The organism is Arthrobacter zhaoguopingii, from assembly GCF_009828605.1.
Taxonomy (GTDB): domain Bacteria; phylum Actinomycetota; class Actinomycetes; order Actinomycetales; family Micrococcaceae; genus Arthrobacter_D; species Arthrobacter_D zhaoguopingii.
Genome location: NZ_WIAE01000020.1, coordinates 1 through 13822, shown reverse-complemented (window position 1 = coordinate 13822; position 13822 = coordinate 1). Strand labels below are relative to the sequence as shown.

Annotated in this window: 11 protein-coding genes and 1 tRNA gene; 6 read left to right on the top strand and 6 right to left on the bottom strand. The window is 67.0% G+C overall.

Annotated elements, in window-relative coordinates; genetic code table 11:
* Positions 1-162: 162 nt before the first annotated feature.
* Positions 163-1260: a VIT1/CCC1 transporter family protein gene (locus tag GVV77_RS16865; protein ID WP_246199882.1), complete on the top strand. Its 1098-nt coding sequence runs from the start codon at positions 163-165 to the stop codon at positions 1258-1260.
* 40 nt (positions 1261-1300) lie between these two features.
* Here GVV77_RS16865 and GVV77_RS16860 read toward each other — a convergent pair whose 3' ends face one another.
* The 5 genes from GVV77_RS16860 to GVV77_RS16840 all read right to left on the bottom strand — a co-directional run bounded on the left by GVV77_RS16860 (position 1301) and on the right by GVV77_RS16840 (position 8277).
* Positions 1301-1765, bottom strand: coding sequence for an SRPBCC family protein (locus GVV77_RS16860; protein WP_159620349.1), 465 nt, complete (start codon positions 1763-1765; stop codon positions 1301-1303).
* Between the two features lie 120 nt (positions 1766-1885).
* Complete coding sequence (gene sucD, locus GVV77_RS16855) at positions 1886-2788, bottom strand: succinate--CoA ligase subunit alpha (protein WP_159620348.1); 903 nt, start codon at positions 2786-2788, stop codon at positions 1886-1888.
* Between the two features lie 12 nt (positions 2789-2800).
* Positions 2801-3967, bottom strand: a complete 1167-nt coding sequence (gene sucC / locus GVV77_RS16850) for an ADP-forming succinate--CoA ligase subunit beta (RefSeq protein ID WP_159620346.1) — start codon at positions 3965-3967, stop codon at positions 2801-2803.
* Positions 3968-4120: 153 nt separating this feature from the next.
* Entirely contained in the window at positions 4121-6571 is a 2451-nt protein-coding gene (gene pcrA, locus GVV77_RS16845) for a DNA helicase PcrA (RefSeq protein ID WP_159620344.1), read from the bottom strand.
* Between the two features lie 143 nt (positions 6572-6714).
* Positions 6715-8277 carry an alanine/glycine:cation symporter family protein gene (locus tag GVV77_RS16840; RefSeq protein ID WP_159620342.1) on the bottom strand — a complete coding sequence of 521 codons (1563 nt, stop codon included), beginning with the start codon at positions 8275-8277 and terminating at the stop codon, positions 6715-6717.
* A 249-nt stretch (positions 8278-8526) separates the two neighbouring features.
* Here GVV77_RS16840 and GVV77_RS16835 point away from each other — a divergent pair.
* Together GVV77_RS16835 and GVV77_RS16830 are read left to right on the top strand one after the other, a co-directional pair.
* Positions 8527-8600: transfer RNA gene (locus GVV77_RS16835), tRNA-Arg, on the top strand.
* A gap of 46 nt (positions 8601-8646) precedes the next feature.
* Positions 8647-9084 carry an NUDIX hydrolase gene (locus GVV77_RS16830; RefSeq protein ID WP_159620340.1) on the top strand — a complete coding sequence of 146 codons (438 nt, stop codon included), beginning with the start codon at positions 8647-8649 and terminating at the stop codon, positions 9082-9084.
* On the opposite strand, the gene GVV77_RS16825 is transcribed toward GVV77_RS16830, so the two are convergent.
* Positions 9059-10978, bottom strand: a complete 1920-nt coding sequence (locus GVV77_RS16825) for an ABC transporter ATP-binding protein (protein WP_159620338.1) — start codon at positions 10976-10978, stop codon at positions 9059-9061. The two genes, GVV77_RS16830 and GVV77_RS16825, sit on opposite strands and share 26 nt — an antisense overlap.
* Positions 10979-11220: 242 nt before the next feature.
* Here GVV77_RS16825 and GVV77_RS16820 point away from each other — a divergent pair, with 242 nt between their 5' ends.
* The 3 genes from GVV77_RS16820 to GVV77_RS16810 all read left to right on the top strand — a co-directional run bounded on the left by GVV77_RS16820 (position 11221) and on the right by GVV77_RS16810 (position 13609).
* Positions 11221-12042 carry an amino acid ABC transporter substrate-binding protein gene (locus GVV77_RS16820; RefSeq protein ID WP_159620336.1) on the top strand — a complete coding sequence of 274 codons (822 nt, stop codon included), beginning with the start codon at positions 11221-11223 and terminating at the stop codon, positions 12040-12042.
* 129 nt (positions 12043-12171) lie between these two features.
* Complete coding sequence (locus GVV77_RS16815) at positions 12172-12831, top strand: amino acid ABC transporter permease (RefSeq protein WP_159620334.1); 660 nt, start codon at positions 12172-12174, stop codon at positions 12829-12831.
* Positions 12818-13609, top strand: coding sequence for an amino acid ABC transporter ATP-binding protein (locus GVV77_RS16810; protein ID WP_159620332.1), 792 nt, complete (start codon positions 12818-12820; stop codon positions 13607-13609). Before GVV77_RS16815 ends, GVV77_RS16810 begins: the two co-directional genes overlap by 14 nt.
* Positions 13610-13822 lie beyond the last annotated feature (213 nt).

The window sequence follows — 13822 nt, the reverse complement described above, 5'->3', positions numbered from 1 at the left end:
TGTGCCGCGAGGCCTGTCGACATACTGGCGTCAATTGAGCCGCCCGGCAGTCCACCGTCAACAGGGCGGCGAGCGAGACCTTCGGCCAGAACACGTCCACGTGTTGCAGGCCGGAGCTCCACCTACCCGGCGATCACTGCAGCAGGTTTAGAGGAGCATTCAGTGAAAGCCGCTCAATCCGGGCACGATCCCCGCGACCTCAAGCGCTGGCGCCAGTACCTCGCCGACGAGCGCGCCGAGGCAGCCACCTACCGGGACCTCGCCCGGCGCCGGAGCGGCGAGGAACGCGACATCCTGCTCGCCCTCGCCGATGCCGAGGGCCGCCACGAAGCGCACTGGCTGAAGCTGCTCGGCGACGAGGCGGGACGCCCGGTCCGCCCTTCGGTGCGCAACCGGTTGCTGGGGCTGCTGGCACGGCGGTTCGGCTCGGTGTTTGTCCTCGCCCTGGCCCAGCGGGCCGAAGGACGCTCCCCCTATGCGGCCGATCCCACCGCGACCAGCGCGATGGCCGCCGACGAGCAGATCCACGAGGAGGTGGTCCGGGCGCTGGCGACCCGCGGCCGGAACCGCCTCTCGGGGAACTTCCGGGCCGCAGTCTTCGGCGCGAATGACGGCCTCGTCAGCAACCTTGCGCTCATCATGGGCATCGGGGCGACGGGGGTTTCCACCGGGTTGATCCTCGTCAGCGGCCTTTTCGGCCTGCTGGCCGGCGCCCTCTCGATGGGTGCCGGGGAGTATGTCTCGGTCCGCTCCCAGCGGGAGCTCCTGTCGGCGACCCGTCCCACGCAGGTCACGCTGACTGCCTCCAAGGAACTCGACATTGCGGCCAACGAGCTGGTGCTGGTGTACCGGGCGCGGGGAATGACCCCTGAGGCCGCCACGCACCGCGCCGAGGAACGCATGGGGCTCGCTGCCTGCGACTGTGACCCGAGCTTCTCCCTGCAGCCGGATACCGACCCGTCGGAGGACGCCCACGAACAGGTCGGCACCGGGCTGGGCGCTGCGGCCTCGAGCTTTTGCTTCTTCGCCTCGGGAGCGGTGATTCCGGTCCTCCCTTACCTCGTGGGCCTCACGGGCCTGGCCGCCGTCGTCACGGCGTGCGTCCTCGTCGGGCTGGCGCTGCTGGCCACCGGCGCCGTGGTGGGGCTGCTGTCGGGTGCCTCCCCGCTGAGGCTCGCGCTGCGCCAGCTCGCCATCGGGCTGGGCGCCGCGGCAGCCACCTACCTGTTGGGAATGCTCTTCGGCACAACCGCCCTCTAGCGCTCAGCCGGAGGATCCCCAGGGGAGCATCCTGCGGCGGTCAGGGCCGCCCGGTGACGTACTCGTCGAGGCGGACCAGGGTCTTTTCGATGCTCGCCGGGTGCCGGCGCGGGAATCCCGCGAGCAGCAGGACCAGCTTCCAGGGCACCGGCCGGGCGTCCCACTGCTCGGTGACGAGGGTGGATTCCCCGCGCGGTTCGAGGACGTAACGCCACACGTGGCGGGAGAAGTGGCGCCAGGCGATCCGGCGCCCCTCCTCGAATTCGACAACCCGGTTGAGGATCCGGTAGCGGGGCCCGAGCTTCATGTTCATGCCGAACCGGGCGCCTGCCGAAAGCCGGGCCGGGCCACCGGGTTGTTCCCCGCGGACAGTGCCTGAGCCGTCGATCACGCTGTGAAGTGCCGGGGTGGCGAGCACTTCGAAAATGCGCGCGGCGGGCGCCTTGATCAGGCGGCTGCGGGTGATGAGGTAGCGGGAACCGGCGGACGCCGGCGTCGTTGTCATGCGCCCATCGTGTCATGGGAGCGGCACAGCATGCTCCGGCGACGGCACCTCCTGCGTGCGTACGCGAAAAAGCCCCGGACCGCAGCGGTCCGGGGCTTTTCTGCCTGAAGGGCTGGAGAGCTAGAGCGTGGCGTAAACCTCGCGCAGCAGGCGTGCGGTCTCGGACGGGCTCTTGCCCACCTTGACGCCGGCGGCCTCGAGGGCCTCCTTCTTGGCCTGGGCGGTTCCGGCGGAGCCCGAAACGATGGCACCTGCGTGGCCCATGGTCTTGCCCTCCGGGGCGGTGAAGCCTGCGACGTAGCCGACGACCGGCTTGGTCACATGGGCCTTGATGTACTCGGCCGCACGCTCTTCGGCGTCGCCGCCGATTTCGCCGATCATGACGATGGCCTTCGTCTCCGGGTCGGCCTCGAACGCCGCGAGGGCGTCGATGTGGGTGGTGCCGACGATGGGGTCGCCGCCGATGCCGATGGCCGTCGAGAAGCCGAGGTCACGCAGCTCGAACATCATCTGGTAGGTCAGGGTGCCGGACTTGGAGACCAGGCCGACGCCGCCCTTGCCGGTGATGTTCGCGGGGGTGATGCCTACCAGGGACTCCCCCGGGGTGATGATTCCGGGGCAGTTCGGGCCGATGATGCGGGTGACCTGCTTGCCGTCGGCGTCGACCTTGGACTGGGCGAGGGCCCAGAACTCGGCGGTGTCCTGCACGGGGACGCCTTCGGTGATGACGACGACCAGGCCGAGGCCGGCCTCGATCGCCTCGACGACGGCGTCCTTGGTGAAGGCCGGCGGCACGAACACGATGGAGACATCCGCACCGGATTCGGCGACGGCTTCCTTCACTGTGCCGTAGACCGGCAGGGTGACGTCGCCGTGGGTCACGGTGGTGCCGGCCTTACGGGCGTTGACGCCGCCGACGACCTGGGTACCCGCCGCGAGCATCAGTGCGGTGTGCTTGGTGCCCTCGCCGCCGGTGATGCCCTGGACGATCACCTTTGAGTCTTTATTGAGGTAGATAGACATTGGTGAAAACCTTTACTTTCCGTAAGCCAGTTCGGCGGCCTTGTCGGCGCCTTCGTCCATGGTGTCGGACAGGGTGATCAGGGGGTGGTTGGCTCCGCGCAGGATGGCGCGGCCCTCCTCCACCTTGTTGCCGTCGAGGCGGACCACCAAGGGCTTGTTGGCTTCGTCGCCGAGGATTTCGAGGGCCTTCACGATGCCGTTGGCGACCTCGTCGCAGGCGGTGATGCCGCCGAAGACGTTGACGAACACGCTCTTCACCTGGGTGTCGTTGAGGATGACATCGAGGCCGGCGGCCATGATCTCAGCGGAGGCTCCGCCGCCGATGTCGAGGAAGTTGGCGGGGCGCACGTTGCCGTGGGCTTCCCCTGCATAGGCGACGACGTCGAGGGTGGACATCACGAGTCCGGCGCCGTTGCCGATGATGCCGACTTCGCCGTCGAGCTTGACGTAGTTGAGGTCGTTGGCCTTGGCCTTCGCCTCGAGCGGGTCGGCCTCGTCCTTATCCTCGAGCGCCGCGTGGTCCGCGTGGCGGAAGCCGGCGTTCTCATCGATGGTGACCTTGCCGTCCAGGGCGAGGATGTCGCCGCTGCCGGTCTTCACCAAGGGGTTCACCTCGACGAGCGTTGCGTCTTCCTTGACGAACACGTCCCACAGCTTCAGGATCGTCGCGATGACGCCCTCGTGCAGTTCCGGAGGGAAACCTGCTGTCTCGACGATCTCCTGGGCCTTGGCCGAGTCGATGCCGACGCCCGGGTCAATGGCAACGCGGGCCAGCGCCTCGGGGCGCTCCACGGCGAGCTGTTCGATGTCCATGCCGCCCTCGACGGAGCACATGGCGAGGTAGTTTCGGTTGGACCGGTCGAGCAGCACCGAGAAGTAGTACTCCTCGGCGATGTCGGCGCCCTGGGCGATCATGACGGTGTGAACCGTGTGACCCTTGATGTCCATCCCCAAGATGTCCGAGGCATAGCGGTGGGCTTCGTCGGCGGTTTTGGCCACCTTCACGCCGCCGGCCTTACCGCGGCCACCAACCTTGACCTGAGCTTTGACGACGACGACTCCGCCGATTTTTTCAGCTGCTGCTTTGGCTTCTTCAGGGGTGTGCGCCACGATGCCGGCGAGCACGGGAACTCCGTGTGCCTCAAAGAGATCGCGCGCCTGATATTCAAACAGGTCCACGGGCTAGTGTCCTTCTACGTCGAAGTAGGTTTACACAGGGAACTTTAGTCCCTTGGCACTGGGGGCCTTTTCCAGACTACCCGTTTCGTGAGGAAGGCCACACTTCTATGAGTTGTAGAAAGAATTGAAATTAAGTTAGGCGAAAATCGAGATTTATCCGGCCTTTGTGAGCGGCGCATAACGCAGCAGGAGGCGCTTTTCACCTTCGCCGAAGCGCACCTTCGCCACCGTCTTATCCCCGGCTCCTTCGACCGCGACCACGGTCCCGTTGCCGAAGGTCGTGTGGTTGACCTTGTCCCCGGGCGCCACCGAGATAACCTCCTTCTGGGGCTGGACGCGCCCGATGGCCTTGGCCGGGGAGGCCGCTGCCGCTCCGGAGCCGGACGCGCCGGATCCCCAGTACGATCCGCTGAAGCGCGGGCCGCTCGTCGGGCTGGCGTTCCAGGCCGGCAGGGACGCACCCTCGCGCTTCCATTCGATGAGCTCGTCGGGAACCTCGGAGACGAACTGGCTGGCCGGGTTGTACTGGCTCTGCCCCCACATGCTGCGGACCTCCGAGCGGGTCAGGTAGAGCCTGCGGCGGGCGCGGGTGAGCCCGACGTAGGCGAGCCGGCGCTCCTCTGCGAGTTCCTTCGGATCGGTCGCCGACCGCTGGTGCGGGAAGATTCCCTGTTCCATGCCGGTGAGGAAGACCACCGGGAACTCGAGGCCCTTCGCCGTGTGAAGGGTCATCAGGGTCACGACGCCCTGGCGCCGCGCCTCCGCCACGGCCTGCTCGACCTCCTCCGCGGAACCCTCCGGCGCGTCGGGGATCGAGTCGGCGTCGGCGACGAGGGAGATCTGTTCGAGGAAGTCCCCGAGGGTTCCCTCAGGATTGTCGCGCTCGTATTCGCGCACGACGGCGACGAGCTCGGCGAGGTTCTCGACGCGGGACTCGTCCTGGGGGTCGTTGCTGGTGCGCAGCTGTTCGAGGTACCCGGTCTGCTCAAGGACCGCCTCGAGCGCCGCCGAGGCGCCCGAGCCCTCCGCGACCCCGGCGAGGTCGTCGATGAGCTTGACGAAGCCTGCCACGGCATTCACCGACCGGGTCGCCATCCCCGGCGCCTCGTTGGCCCTCCGAAGCGCCTCCATGAAGCTGATGCGGTGCCGCTCGCTGAGGGCGGCGACCGCGTACTCTGCACGGTCCCCGATGCCCCGCTTGGGCTCGTTGAGGATCCGGCGCAGGTTGACGACGTCGTCCTGGTTCACCAGCACCCGCAGGTAGGCCAGTGCGTCCTTGATCTCCTTGCGCTCGTAGAAGCGGGTGCCGCCGACCACCTTGTAGGGCAGGCCGACCCGCAGCAGGATCTCCTCGATGGAGCGCGACTGAGCGTTGGTGCGGTAGAACACCGCAACGTCTCCGGGGCGCAGGTTCTCCTCGTCCTGGAGCCGGTCGATCTCGTCGGCGATGAACCGGGCTTCCTCGTGTTCGTTCTCCCCCACATAGCCGACGATCTTTTCGCCGTTGCCTTCGGCCGTCCACAGCCGCTTCTCGGGCCGGTTGGGATTGCGGGAGATCACGGCGTTGGCCGCGCTCAGGATGGTCTGCGTCGACCGGTAGTTCTGCTCGAGCAGGATGGTGCGGGCACTGGTGTAGTCGTTCTCGAATTCGACGATGTTCCGGACGTCGGCGCCGCGGAAGGCGTAGATCGACTGGTCGGAGTCGCCTACCACGGTCAGTTCGGCGGGATCGTCGGTGGTCTCCCCCGGCACCCCGACGATCTCCCGGACCAGGGCGTACTGGGCGTGGTTGGTGTCCTGGTATTCGTCGACGAGGACGTGCCGGAACCGGCGGCGGTAGTAGTCGGCCACCCCGGGGAAGGCACGGAACATGTAGACCGTCTGGGCGATCAGGTCATCGAAGTCCATGGCGTTGGCCGAGCGCATGCGCTGGGCGTAGCCCTTGTAGACCTCGGCGACAGCGGTCTCGAACGGGTCGGAGGGGTCGGCCGCGTCGGCGTAGGCCTCCTCGTCGATCAACTCGTTCTTCAGGGCGGAGATCTTATGCTGGATGGCCTTGGGCGCGAACCGCTTCGGGTCCAGGTCGAGGCCCTTCGCGGTGAGGGTGATCAACCTCAGGGTGTCGGCCGAGTCGTAGATGGAGAAGTTGGAGTTCAGTCCGACGCTCGCGGCCTCCCGGCGCAGGATGCGCACGCAGGAGGAGTGGAAGGTGGAGATCCACATGCGCTGGGCGACGTCCCCGATCAGTGCCTCGATGCGCTCGCGCATCTCGGCCGCCGCCTTATTGGTGAAGGTGATGGCGAGGATCTCCCCCGGCCGCGCCCGGCCGGTGGCCAGCAGGTGGGCAATGCGGTGGCTGAGCACGCGGGTCTTGCCCGAGCCCGCGCCGGCGACGATGAGCAGCGGGGAGCCGCTGTGGCGGACCGCTTCCTCCTGTTGCGGGTTCAGCCCCTCGAGGAGCTCCCGGGCGCGCTCCTCGCTGGGGCGTGCCGAGACGGGGCTGTGCGCGAGTGCCGGATCGGACGACGCGGAGACCTGCCCGCCCCGTGGCTGTTTCGAACCTGGGTTCTTGGGCGCGGGGTACGGGTCGAAAAGCATATCCATGGTGCCCACCAGTCTAGGCGGTGGGGCTGACACGCACCGCCCCGGCATGCTTTCGGCGGACAGGAAAGCGCCTGCCGGCAGATCTCCGCCGGCAGGCGCTTTGGGTTGGGAATCTATTCCGGCCGCAGGACCGGGTGGAACTGCTAGCGGGGGCTCCGCATGTCTTCGGGTTCGATGCCGAGTTGCGCGAGCTTGCCGCTCTTGCGGTCGGCGAGGTATTCCTTCATCTCGCGCTTGATGACCGGCAGCAGCAGGTACACACCGAGCAGGTTCACGAAGGCGCAGACGAACAGGGCGGCGTCGGCGAAGCTGATGACCTGGCTGAAGGTCAGCACGCAGCCGGCGACGGTGAAGAACAGGAAGATGACCTTGTAGATGACTTCCGAGGTCTTGCCGCGGCCGAAGAGGAACTCCCAGGCCTTCAGCCCGTAGTAGGACCAGGTGATGAGCGTCGAGTAGGCGAAGAGCGCCACGGCGATGGCCAGGACGATCGGGAACCACGGGAGCACCGTTTCGAACGCATCGGAGGTCAGCGTCACGCCGTCGGGCGGGCCGTCGCCGGCCTGGACCTGGTCGATACCGGCCTGGAGGCTTGGCGCGCCGGCGATGATGATGGCGAGCGCCGTCATGGTGCAGATGATCACCGTGTCGACGAGCGGTTCGAAGAGGGCGACGAAGCCTTCGCTGACGGGGCGCCGGGTCTTCACTGCCGAGTGGGCGATCGCTGCGGAGCCGAGGCCGGCTTCGTTGGAGAAGGCGGCACGCTGGAACCCGACGATCATGACGCCCACGATGCCGCCGGCGATGCCGGCGGGGTTGAAGGCGCCCGAGATGATGGCGCCGAAGGCGGCGGGGACCTGGCCGATGTTCACGAGGATCACGAGCAGGCAGGACGTCACGTAGACGAATCCCATGGCAGGGACGAGCTTGCTGGTGGTGGCGCCGATGGACTTGATTCCGCCGAGGATGACGGCGGCGACGAGGACAGCCAGGATGATACCGAAGATCAGGGCTGCACCCGCGCTGCCGAGGAATCCGTCCTCACCGCCGGTGACGTTCTGCACCTGGGCGAAGGTCTGGTTGGCCTGGAACATGTTGCCGCCGGCGATGCCGAAGATGAGGATGGCGACGGCGAAGATCCCGGTCAGGATCTTCGCGGGAACCTTGCCGAGCTTGCTGAAGGCGATGGGGAGGTACTTGAACGGACCGCCGCTGACGGTGCCGTCTTCGTGAACCTCGCGGTACTTCACGCCGAGGGTGCACTCGGCGAACTTGCTGGCCATGCCGAGCAGTCCGGCGAGGATCATCCAGAAGGTGGCGCCGGGGCCGCCGAGGGCCATCGCGGCGCCGACGCCTGCGATATTGCCCAGCCCGACGGTTCCTGACAGCGCGGAGGTCAGAGCCTGGAAGTGCGGGACCTCTCCGGGATCGTCCTTGACCGAATACTTGCCCCGGATCACCTCGGTGGCGACCTTGAGCCCACGGAACTGGATGAAGCCGAAGTAGATGGTGAAGATGACACCGGCTGCGATGAGCCAGGCCACCACGGCGGGGAAGCTGACCTCCCCGATGGTAATTGGATAGAAGACGACCGCCGAGAAGCCTGTGGCGATCGGCTCGAAGGCCGCATTGATGGCGTTATCGATGGCGGCGAGCCATCCCACGTCCTCGGCCACGGCGTGGGGTAATGCCTGGGAAATTTTCATCCCTCAAATCAACCCCGAAACGGGCGTGACTGCAATCACATACTGCGTGTTACGGCGAAATAAAGTACAGAAAAGTGGATTTGACAAGAGCATCAGCGCTTCCTTTCGCCCCACCTCGACGGGGGAAGGGTCTCCCTGTAGGATTCGCACGCTGCCCGGCGGCCCGACAGCACGGTCCTGAGCTTTTCAGCACGGCAGCGGAAGCGGGTAAGCTGGGAGCGCTTGACAGGGGTGGATCCGCCCCGGCAGGCCTCTGTAGCTCAGTAGGATAGAGCGTCCCTCTCCTAAAGGGAAGGTCGTCGGTTCGATTCCGGCCAGGGGCACTTTGATGAAATAAGGGGCAGCCCTGCCCGAACCCCCGAGGCGGCTATGACCCACGTGCTTTCCATCGCCGCGCTGTGCCTGCTCGACGGCGCCGGGCGCCTCCTCCTCGTACGCAAGCGCGGCACCACCATGTTCATGCAGCCCGGAGGCAAGCTCGAGCCCGGGGAAACGGCCGGAGCCGCAGCGGTGCGCGAACTCCAGGAAGAACTGGGCCTGGACGTGCCAGAGGGTCGGCTTCGGCTGCTCGGCCGCTGGTATGGGCCGGCGGCGAACGAGCCGGACACCTTCATCGACGCCGCCGTGTTCCTGGGCCCGTTGGAGGGCACCCCGGTTCCAGCCGCGGAGATCGAGGAGATCGGCTGGCTGGACCTGGCGGCGGCCGGGGGCCGGACCGACCTCGCCCCGCTGCTGACCGAGTTCGTCCTCCCCGCGCTGGGCGCACCGCCTGCGCCGGAGGTTACGGCGCGGCAGGCGCCCCGCTAAGCACTTCGGGATCCTCGTCCGGCGCGGCATTCTTCTGCACCGCGAACTGCGTCCGGTGCAGCTCCGCATAGCGGCCCCCGCGCTCAAGCAGTTCCTCGTGGGTGCCGCGTTCGGCGATCCGGCCGTCCTCCACAACGAGGATCAGGTCGGCGCTGCGGATGGTCGAGAGCCGGTGTGCGATCACCATGGCGGTCCGCCCCTCCAGCGCCTCGGTCAGGGCGGCCTGCACTGCCGCCTCCGAGGTGGAGTCGAGCGCCGCGGTCGCCTCGTCGAGGATGACCACACGCGGTTGGGCCAGCAGCAGCCGGGCGATGGTCATGCGCTGGCGCTCCCCGCCGGAGAGCCGGTAGCCGCGCTCCCCGACCATGGTGTCGAGCTGGTCCGGAAGTGATCGCAGCAGTGGCTCCAGGCGGGCGCGGCGGACGGCATCCCAGATCTCGTCCTCCGTCGCCTCGGGGCGCGCGAGGAGCAGGTTGGACCGAATGGTCTCGTGGAAGAGGTGCCCGTCCTGGGTCACCATGCCCAAGGTGGAGCGCATTGAGGCGAAGGTGAGGTCACGGACGTCGGCCCCGGCCAGGCGCACCGCGCCGCTGTCGACGTCGTAGAGGCGCGCCAGCAGCTGCGCGATGGTCGACTTCCCGGCGCCGGAGGTACCCACCAGCGCGACGGTCTGCCCCGGTTGAATGGTGAAGGAGATGCCGTGGAGCACTTCCTCGCCTCCGCGGGTGTCGAGGGTGGAGACCTCCTCGAGCGAGGCCAGGGAGACCTTGTCGGCCGACGGGTAGGCGAAGCGGACGTCGTCGAACTCGATGGTCACGGGTCCCGGCGGCACCTCCCGGGCGTCGGGCTTTTCCTGGATCAGCGGCTTCAGATCGAGGATCTCGAAGACCCGCTCGAAGCTGACCAGTGCGCTCATGATTTCGACCCGCGCGTTTGCCAGGGATGTCAGCGGCGCATACAGCCGCGTGAGCAGCAGGGCGAGGGTCACCACCTCGCCGGTCTCGAGCTGCCCGCCGAGGGCGAGGGTTCCGCCGAGGCCGTAGACGAGCGCGAGGGCGAGGGCCGAGACGAGCATCAGCGCGGTGAAGAAGATGAACTGGAGCATGGCCATGCGCACGCCGATATCGCGCACTCGGGCGGCGCGGACCCGGAACTCCTCGGACTCGGCGTCGGGCCGGCCGAACAGCTTCACCAGGGTCGCTCCGGGCGCGGAGAACCGCTCGGTCATCTGCGTGCTCATCGCCGAGTTGTGGTCGGCCGCCTCGCGCCGCAGCGCCGCGAGTTTCCCGCCCATGCGCCGCGCCGGCACCAGGAACAGCGGGAGCATCACGACGGCAAGGACCGTCACCAGCCAGGAGGTGCTCAGCATGACGATGAGTGTCAGCACCAGGGCCACCGTGTTGCTGACGACCCCGGAGAGGGTGCCGCTGAAGGCCTGCTGGGCGCCAATCACGTCGTTGTTGAGCCGGCTCACCAGGGCGCCGGTGCGGGTGCGCGTGAAGAAGGCGATCGGCATCTTCTGGACGTGGTTGAACACGGCGGTGCGCAGGTCGAGGATCACACCCTCACCGATGTTCGCCGAGTACCAGCGGGTGGCCAGGCTGACGGCGGCGTCCGCCACCGCGACCAGGGCGATGACGACGGCGAGCCAGATCACCGTCTGGGTGGCGCCGTCGGCGACGATGACATCGACGACCTGCCCGGCGAGCACCGGGGTTGCGACGGCGAGGAACGCGGCGGCCACCGACAACAGGATGAAGAGCGTGAGCTTCACCCGGTAGGGCACCGCAAACGCGACAATGCGCTTCAGCGTTTCCTTCGAGAATTTGTTCGTGCGGTCCTTGGCGGTGGAGATCCGGTAGAGGGAACTCCACGCCGCGCCTTCCATGCTCATGCAGGTGCCTTCCGTTCAGCCTCTACAAGCTTAGGCGCTCGGGCTGCCCGGCTCCCGGAGTTAGCCCAAGGCACAATTTGCGACGCTTTTTCAAGGGTTCGCAGGAAAGTTCGACATCTGGCGTCACACTGGGTCGCCACCGCCGCGGAACAATGACAGGGTTCAATGTTGTTGCACATTGTAGAAGGCGGTTAACCGCGCCGCCCGCAGACACCCCCTCAAAGAATTTTAAGGACTTCACCATGACCTTCCGTCTGTCCGTCCTCGGCACCGCCGCAGCGCTGGCCCTTGCCGTCACCGGGTGCTCGGCTTCGTCCAACTCCGGAGGAGGAGGCGGCGGAGCCACCGAGGCGGCGCCGTCGACCCTCCAGGAAATCCAGGAATCCGGCGTTCTCACCGTCGGCACAGAGGGCACCTACAAGCCGTTCAGCTTCCATGAAGAGGGCAACGGCGAGCTCACCGGGTACGACGTCGAAGTGATCACCGCTGTCGGAGAGAAGCTCGGCGTCGAGGTCGAGTTCGAGGAGACCCAGTGGGATGCGATCTTCGCCGGACTCGAGGCGGGCCGCTTCGACGCGATCGCCAACCAGGTCTCAATCACCGAAGAGCGCACCGAGAAGTACGACTTCTCCGATCCCTACACCGTCAGCAACGGCGTGATCGTCACCAGCGCCGACAACAACGAGATCACCTCCTTCGAGGATCTTGAGGGCAAGCGCACAGCCCAGTCGCTCACGAGCAACTGGTACGAGATGGCCAAGGAGGCCGGCGCCGAGGTCGAGGCCGTCGAGGGGTGGGCCCAGTCGGTCTCCCTCCTCCAGCAGGGCCGGGTCGACGCGACGATCAACGACGAGCTGACCTACCTCGACTACCAGAACACCGAGAAGAACGACTCCATCAAGATCGCCGCGGAGACCGAGGACACCTCGGAGAGCGCCGTGGCCTTCAAGAAGGGAAGCGAAGACCTGGTCGAGGCCGTCAACGACGCCCTGGACGAGCTGAGGGCCGATGGTACCCTTGCCGAAATTTCGACGAAGTACTTCGGCGCCGACGTCAGCAGCTAATCCCAGAGGGCCCGCCGGCGGCTGAGCCGCCCGGCGGACCGGCAGGTGGATCCGCAATCTCCACCCGGAACCCACCGCCGGGCAACTCGACGCGGCCGTGCGCACATACGCGGATGGAAGGACGACTAAGTGGATTGGGAGCTGTTCCGGAGTTCGTTCTGGCCTCTCCTCCAGGGCGGGTTGACCGGGACCATCCCGCTGACTCTTGTCTCATTCGTCCTCGGCCTCACGCTGGCCCTGGTCCTCGCTTTGATGAGGATCAGCGGCCGGCGGCTGCTGTCCGGCATCGCCCGAGGATACATCTCGGTCATCCGGGGCACTCCCCTGCTGGTGCAGCTCTTCGTCGTCTTCTACGGGCTTCCCTCCATCGGCGTGGTGATCCCGCCCTGGCCGAGCGCCGTGATCGCGTTCTCGCTCAACGTCGCCGGATACGCCGCGGAGATCCTGCGGGCCGCCATCCTGTCGGTGCCCAAGGGCCAGTGGGAGGCCGGGCACACCATCGGCATGTCACGGCGGCTGGCGCTGCGGCGCATCATCCTCCCGCAGGCCGCGCGCGTCTCGGTTCCCCCGCTGTCCAACACCTTCATCTCCCTGGTGAAGGACACCTCCCTGGCGTCGCTGATCCTGGTCACCGAGCTGTTCCGCCAGGCCCAGGAAATCGCCGCCTTCAGCCAGGAGTTCATGCTGCTCTACCTCGAGGCGGCGCTGATCTATTGGGTGTTCTGTTTCATCCTCGCCGCAGGGCAGGGAGCTCTCGAGAAAAGGTTGGACCGCTATGTTCACCACTGATCCGGGGCGCGCCGGTGCGCCCGGCGAGGTCCTGCTCACCGCCGAGGGGCTCGAGAAGTCGTTCGGCACGAACACGGTGCTGCGCTCGATTGACCTCACCGTGCGCCGCGGTGAGGTCGTCGCTCTCGTAGGGCCCTCCGGTTCGGGCAAGACGACGGTGCTGCGCTGCCTCAACGGTCTGGAGGTGCCCGACGGCGGAACGGTCGCCTTCGCCGGCGGGCCATCGGTGACCTTCGGCGCACGGGTCTCCCCCCGGGAACTGGCCTCCCTGCGGGACCAGAGCGCCATGGTGTTCCAGCAGTACAACCTTTTCCCGCACCGGACAGTGCTGGAGAACATCATCGAGGGCCCGGTGCAGGTGCAGAAGCGCCGCCGGGCCGAGGCGGTACAGGATGCGGAGAAGCTGCTCGACCGGGTCGGACTCCTTGCGAAGAAGGACCAGTACCCCTTCGAGCTCTCCGGCGGGCAGCAGCAGCGGGTGGGAATCGTCCGGGCGCTGGCACTGCGGCCCGACCTGCTGCTCTTCGACGAGCCCACCTCGGCCCTCGACCCCGAGCTGGTAGGCGAGGTGCTCAAGGTCATCAAGGACCTGGCCGAGGAGGACTGGACCATGGTCATCGTCACCCACGAGCTCGCCTTCGCCCGTGAGGTCGCCGACGAGGTGGTGTTCATGGACGGCGGCGTCGTCGTCGAGCGCGGCCACCCGGACCAGGTGCTGCGCAACCCCAAGCACGAACGGACCCGGCGCTTCGTCCAGCGCCTGCTCCACCCGTTCTAGCGGGAGGCGCCCTGCCGCCGTCGTCGTCTCCCACCGCCGCGGGCCCACCAGCAGCGCCGATACTGCAGCTCACCACGCTTTCCCGGCGGCTGTCTCAGGTTGTTAGCGCAACACCGGTGATCAGTTCGTTGAGTTTGTCATAGGGTTTGCGCCAGTGGAGGGTTTGTCGGGGGCGGATGTTGAGTAGCGTTTGGACGTCGGCGAGTTCAGCAT

Bases quoted from the DNA above. Each gene is read 5' to 3' on its own strand.
- sucD (WP_159620348.1), bottom strand. From the start codon at position 2,788: ATGTCTATCTACCTCAATAAAGACTCAAAGGTGATCGTCCAGGGCATC.
- pcrA (WP_159620344.1), bottom strand. From the start codon at position 6,571: ATGGATATGCTTTTCGACCCGTACCCCGCGCCCAAGAACCCAGGTTCG.
- GVV77_RS16860 (WP_159620349.1), bottom strand. From the start codon at position 1,765: ATGACAACGACGCCGGCGTCCGCCGGTTCCCGCTACCTCATCACCCGC.
- GVV77_RS16810 (WP_159620332.1), top strand. From the start codon at position 12,818: ATGTTCACCACTGATCCGGGGCGCGCCGGTGCGCCCGGCGAGGTCCTG.
- GVV77_RS16820 (WP_159620336.1), top strand. From the start codon at position 11,221: ATGACCTTCCGTCTGTCCGTCCTCGGCACCGCCGCAGCGCTGGCCCTT.
- GVV77_RS16840 (WP_159620342.1), bottom strand. From the start codon at position 8,277: ATGAAAATTTCCCAGGCATTACCCCACGCCGTGGCCGAGGACGTGGGA.
- GVV77_RS16825 (WP_159620338.1), bottom strand. From the start codon at position 10,978: ATGAGCATGGAAGGCGCGGCGTGGAGTTCCCTCTACCGGATCTCCACC.
- GVV77_RS16830 (WP_159620340.1), top strand. From the start codon at position 8,647: ATGACCCACGTGCTTTCCATCGCCGCGCTGTGCCTGCTCGACGGCGCC.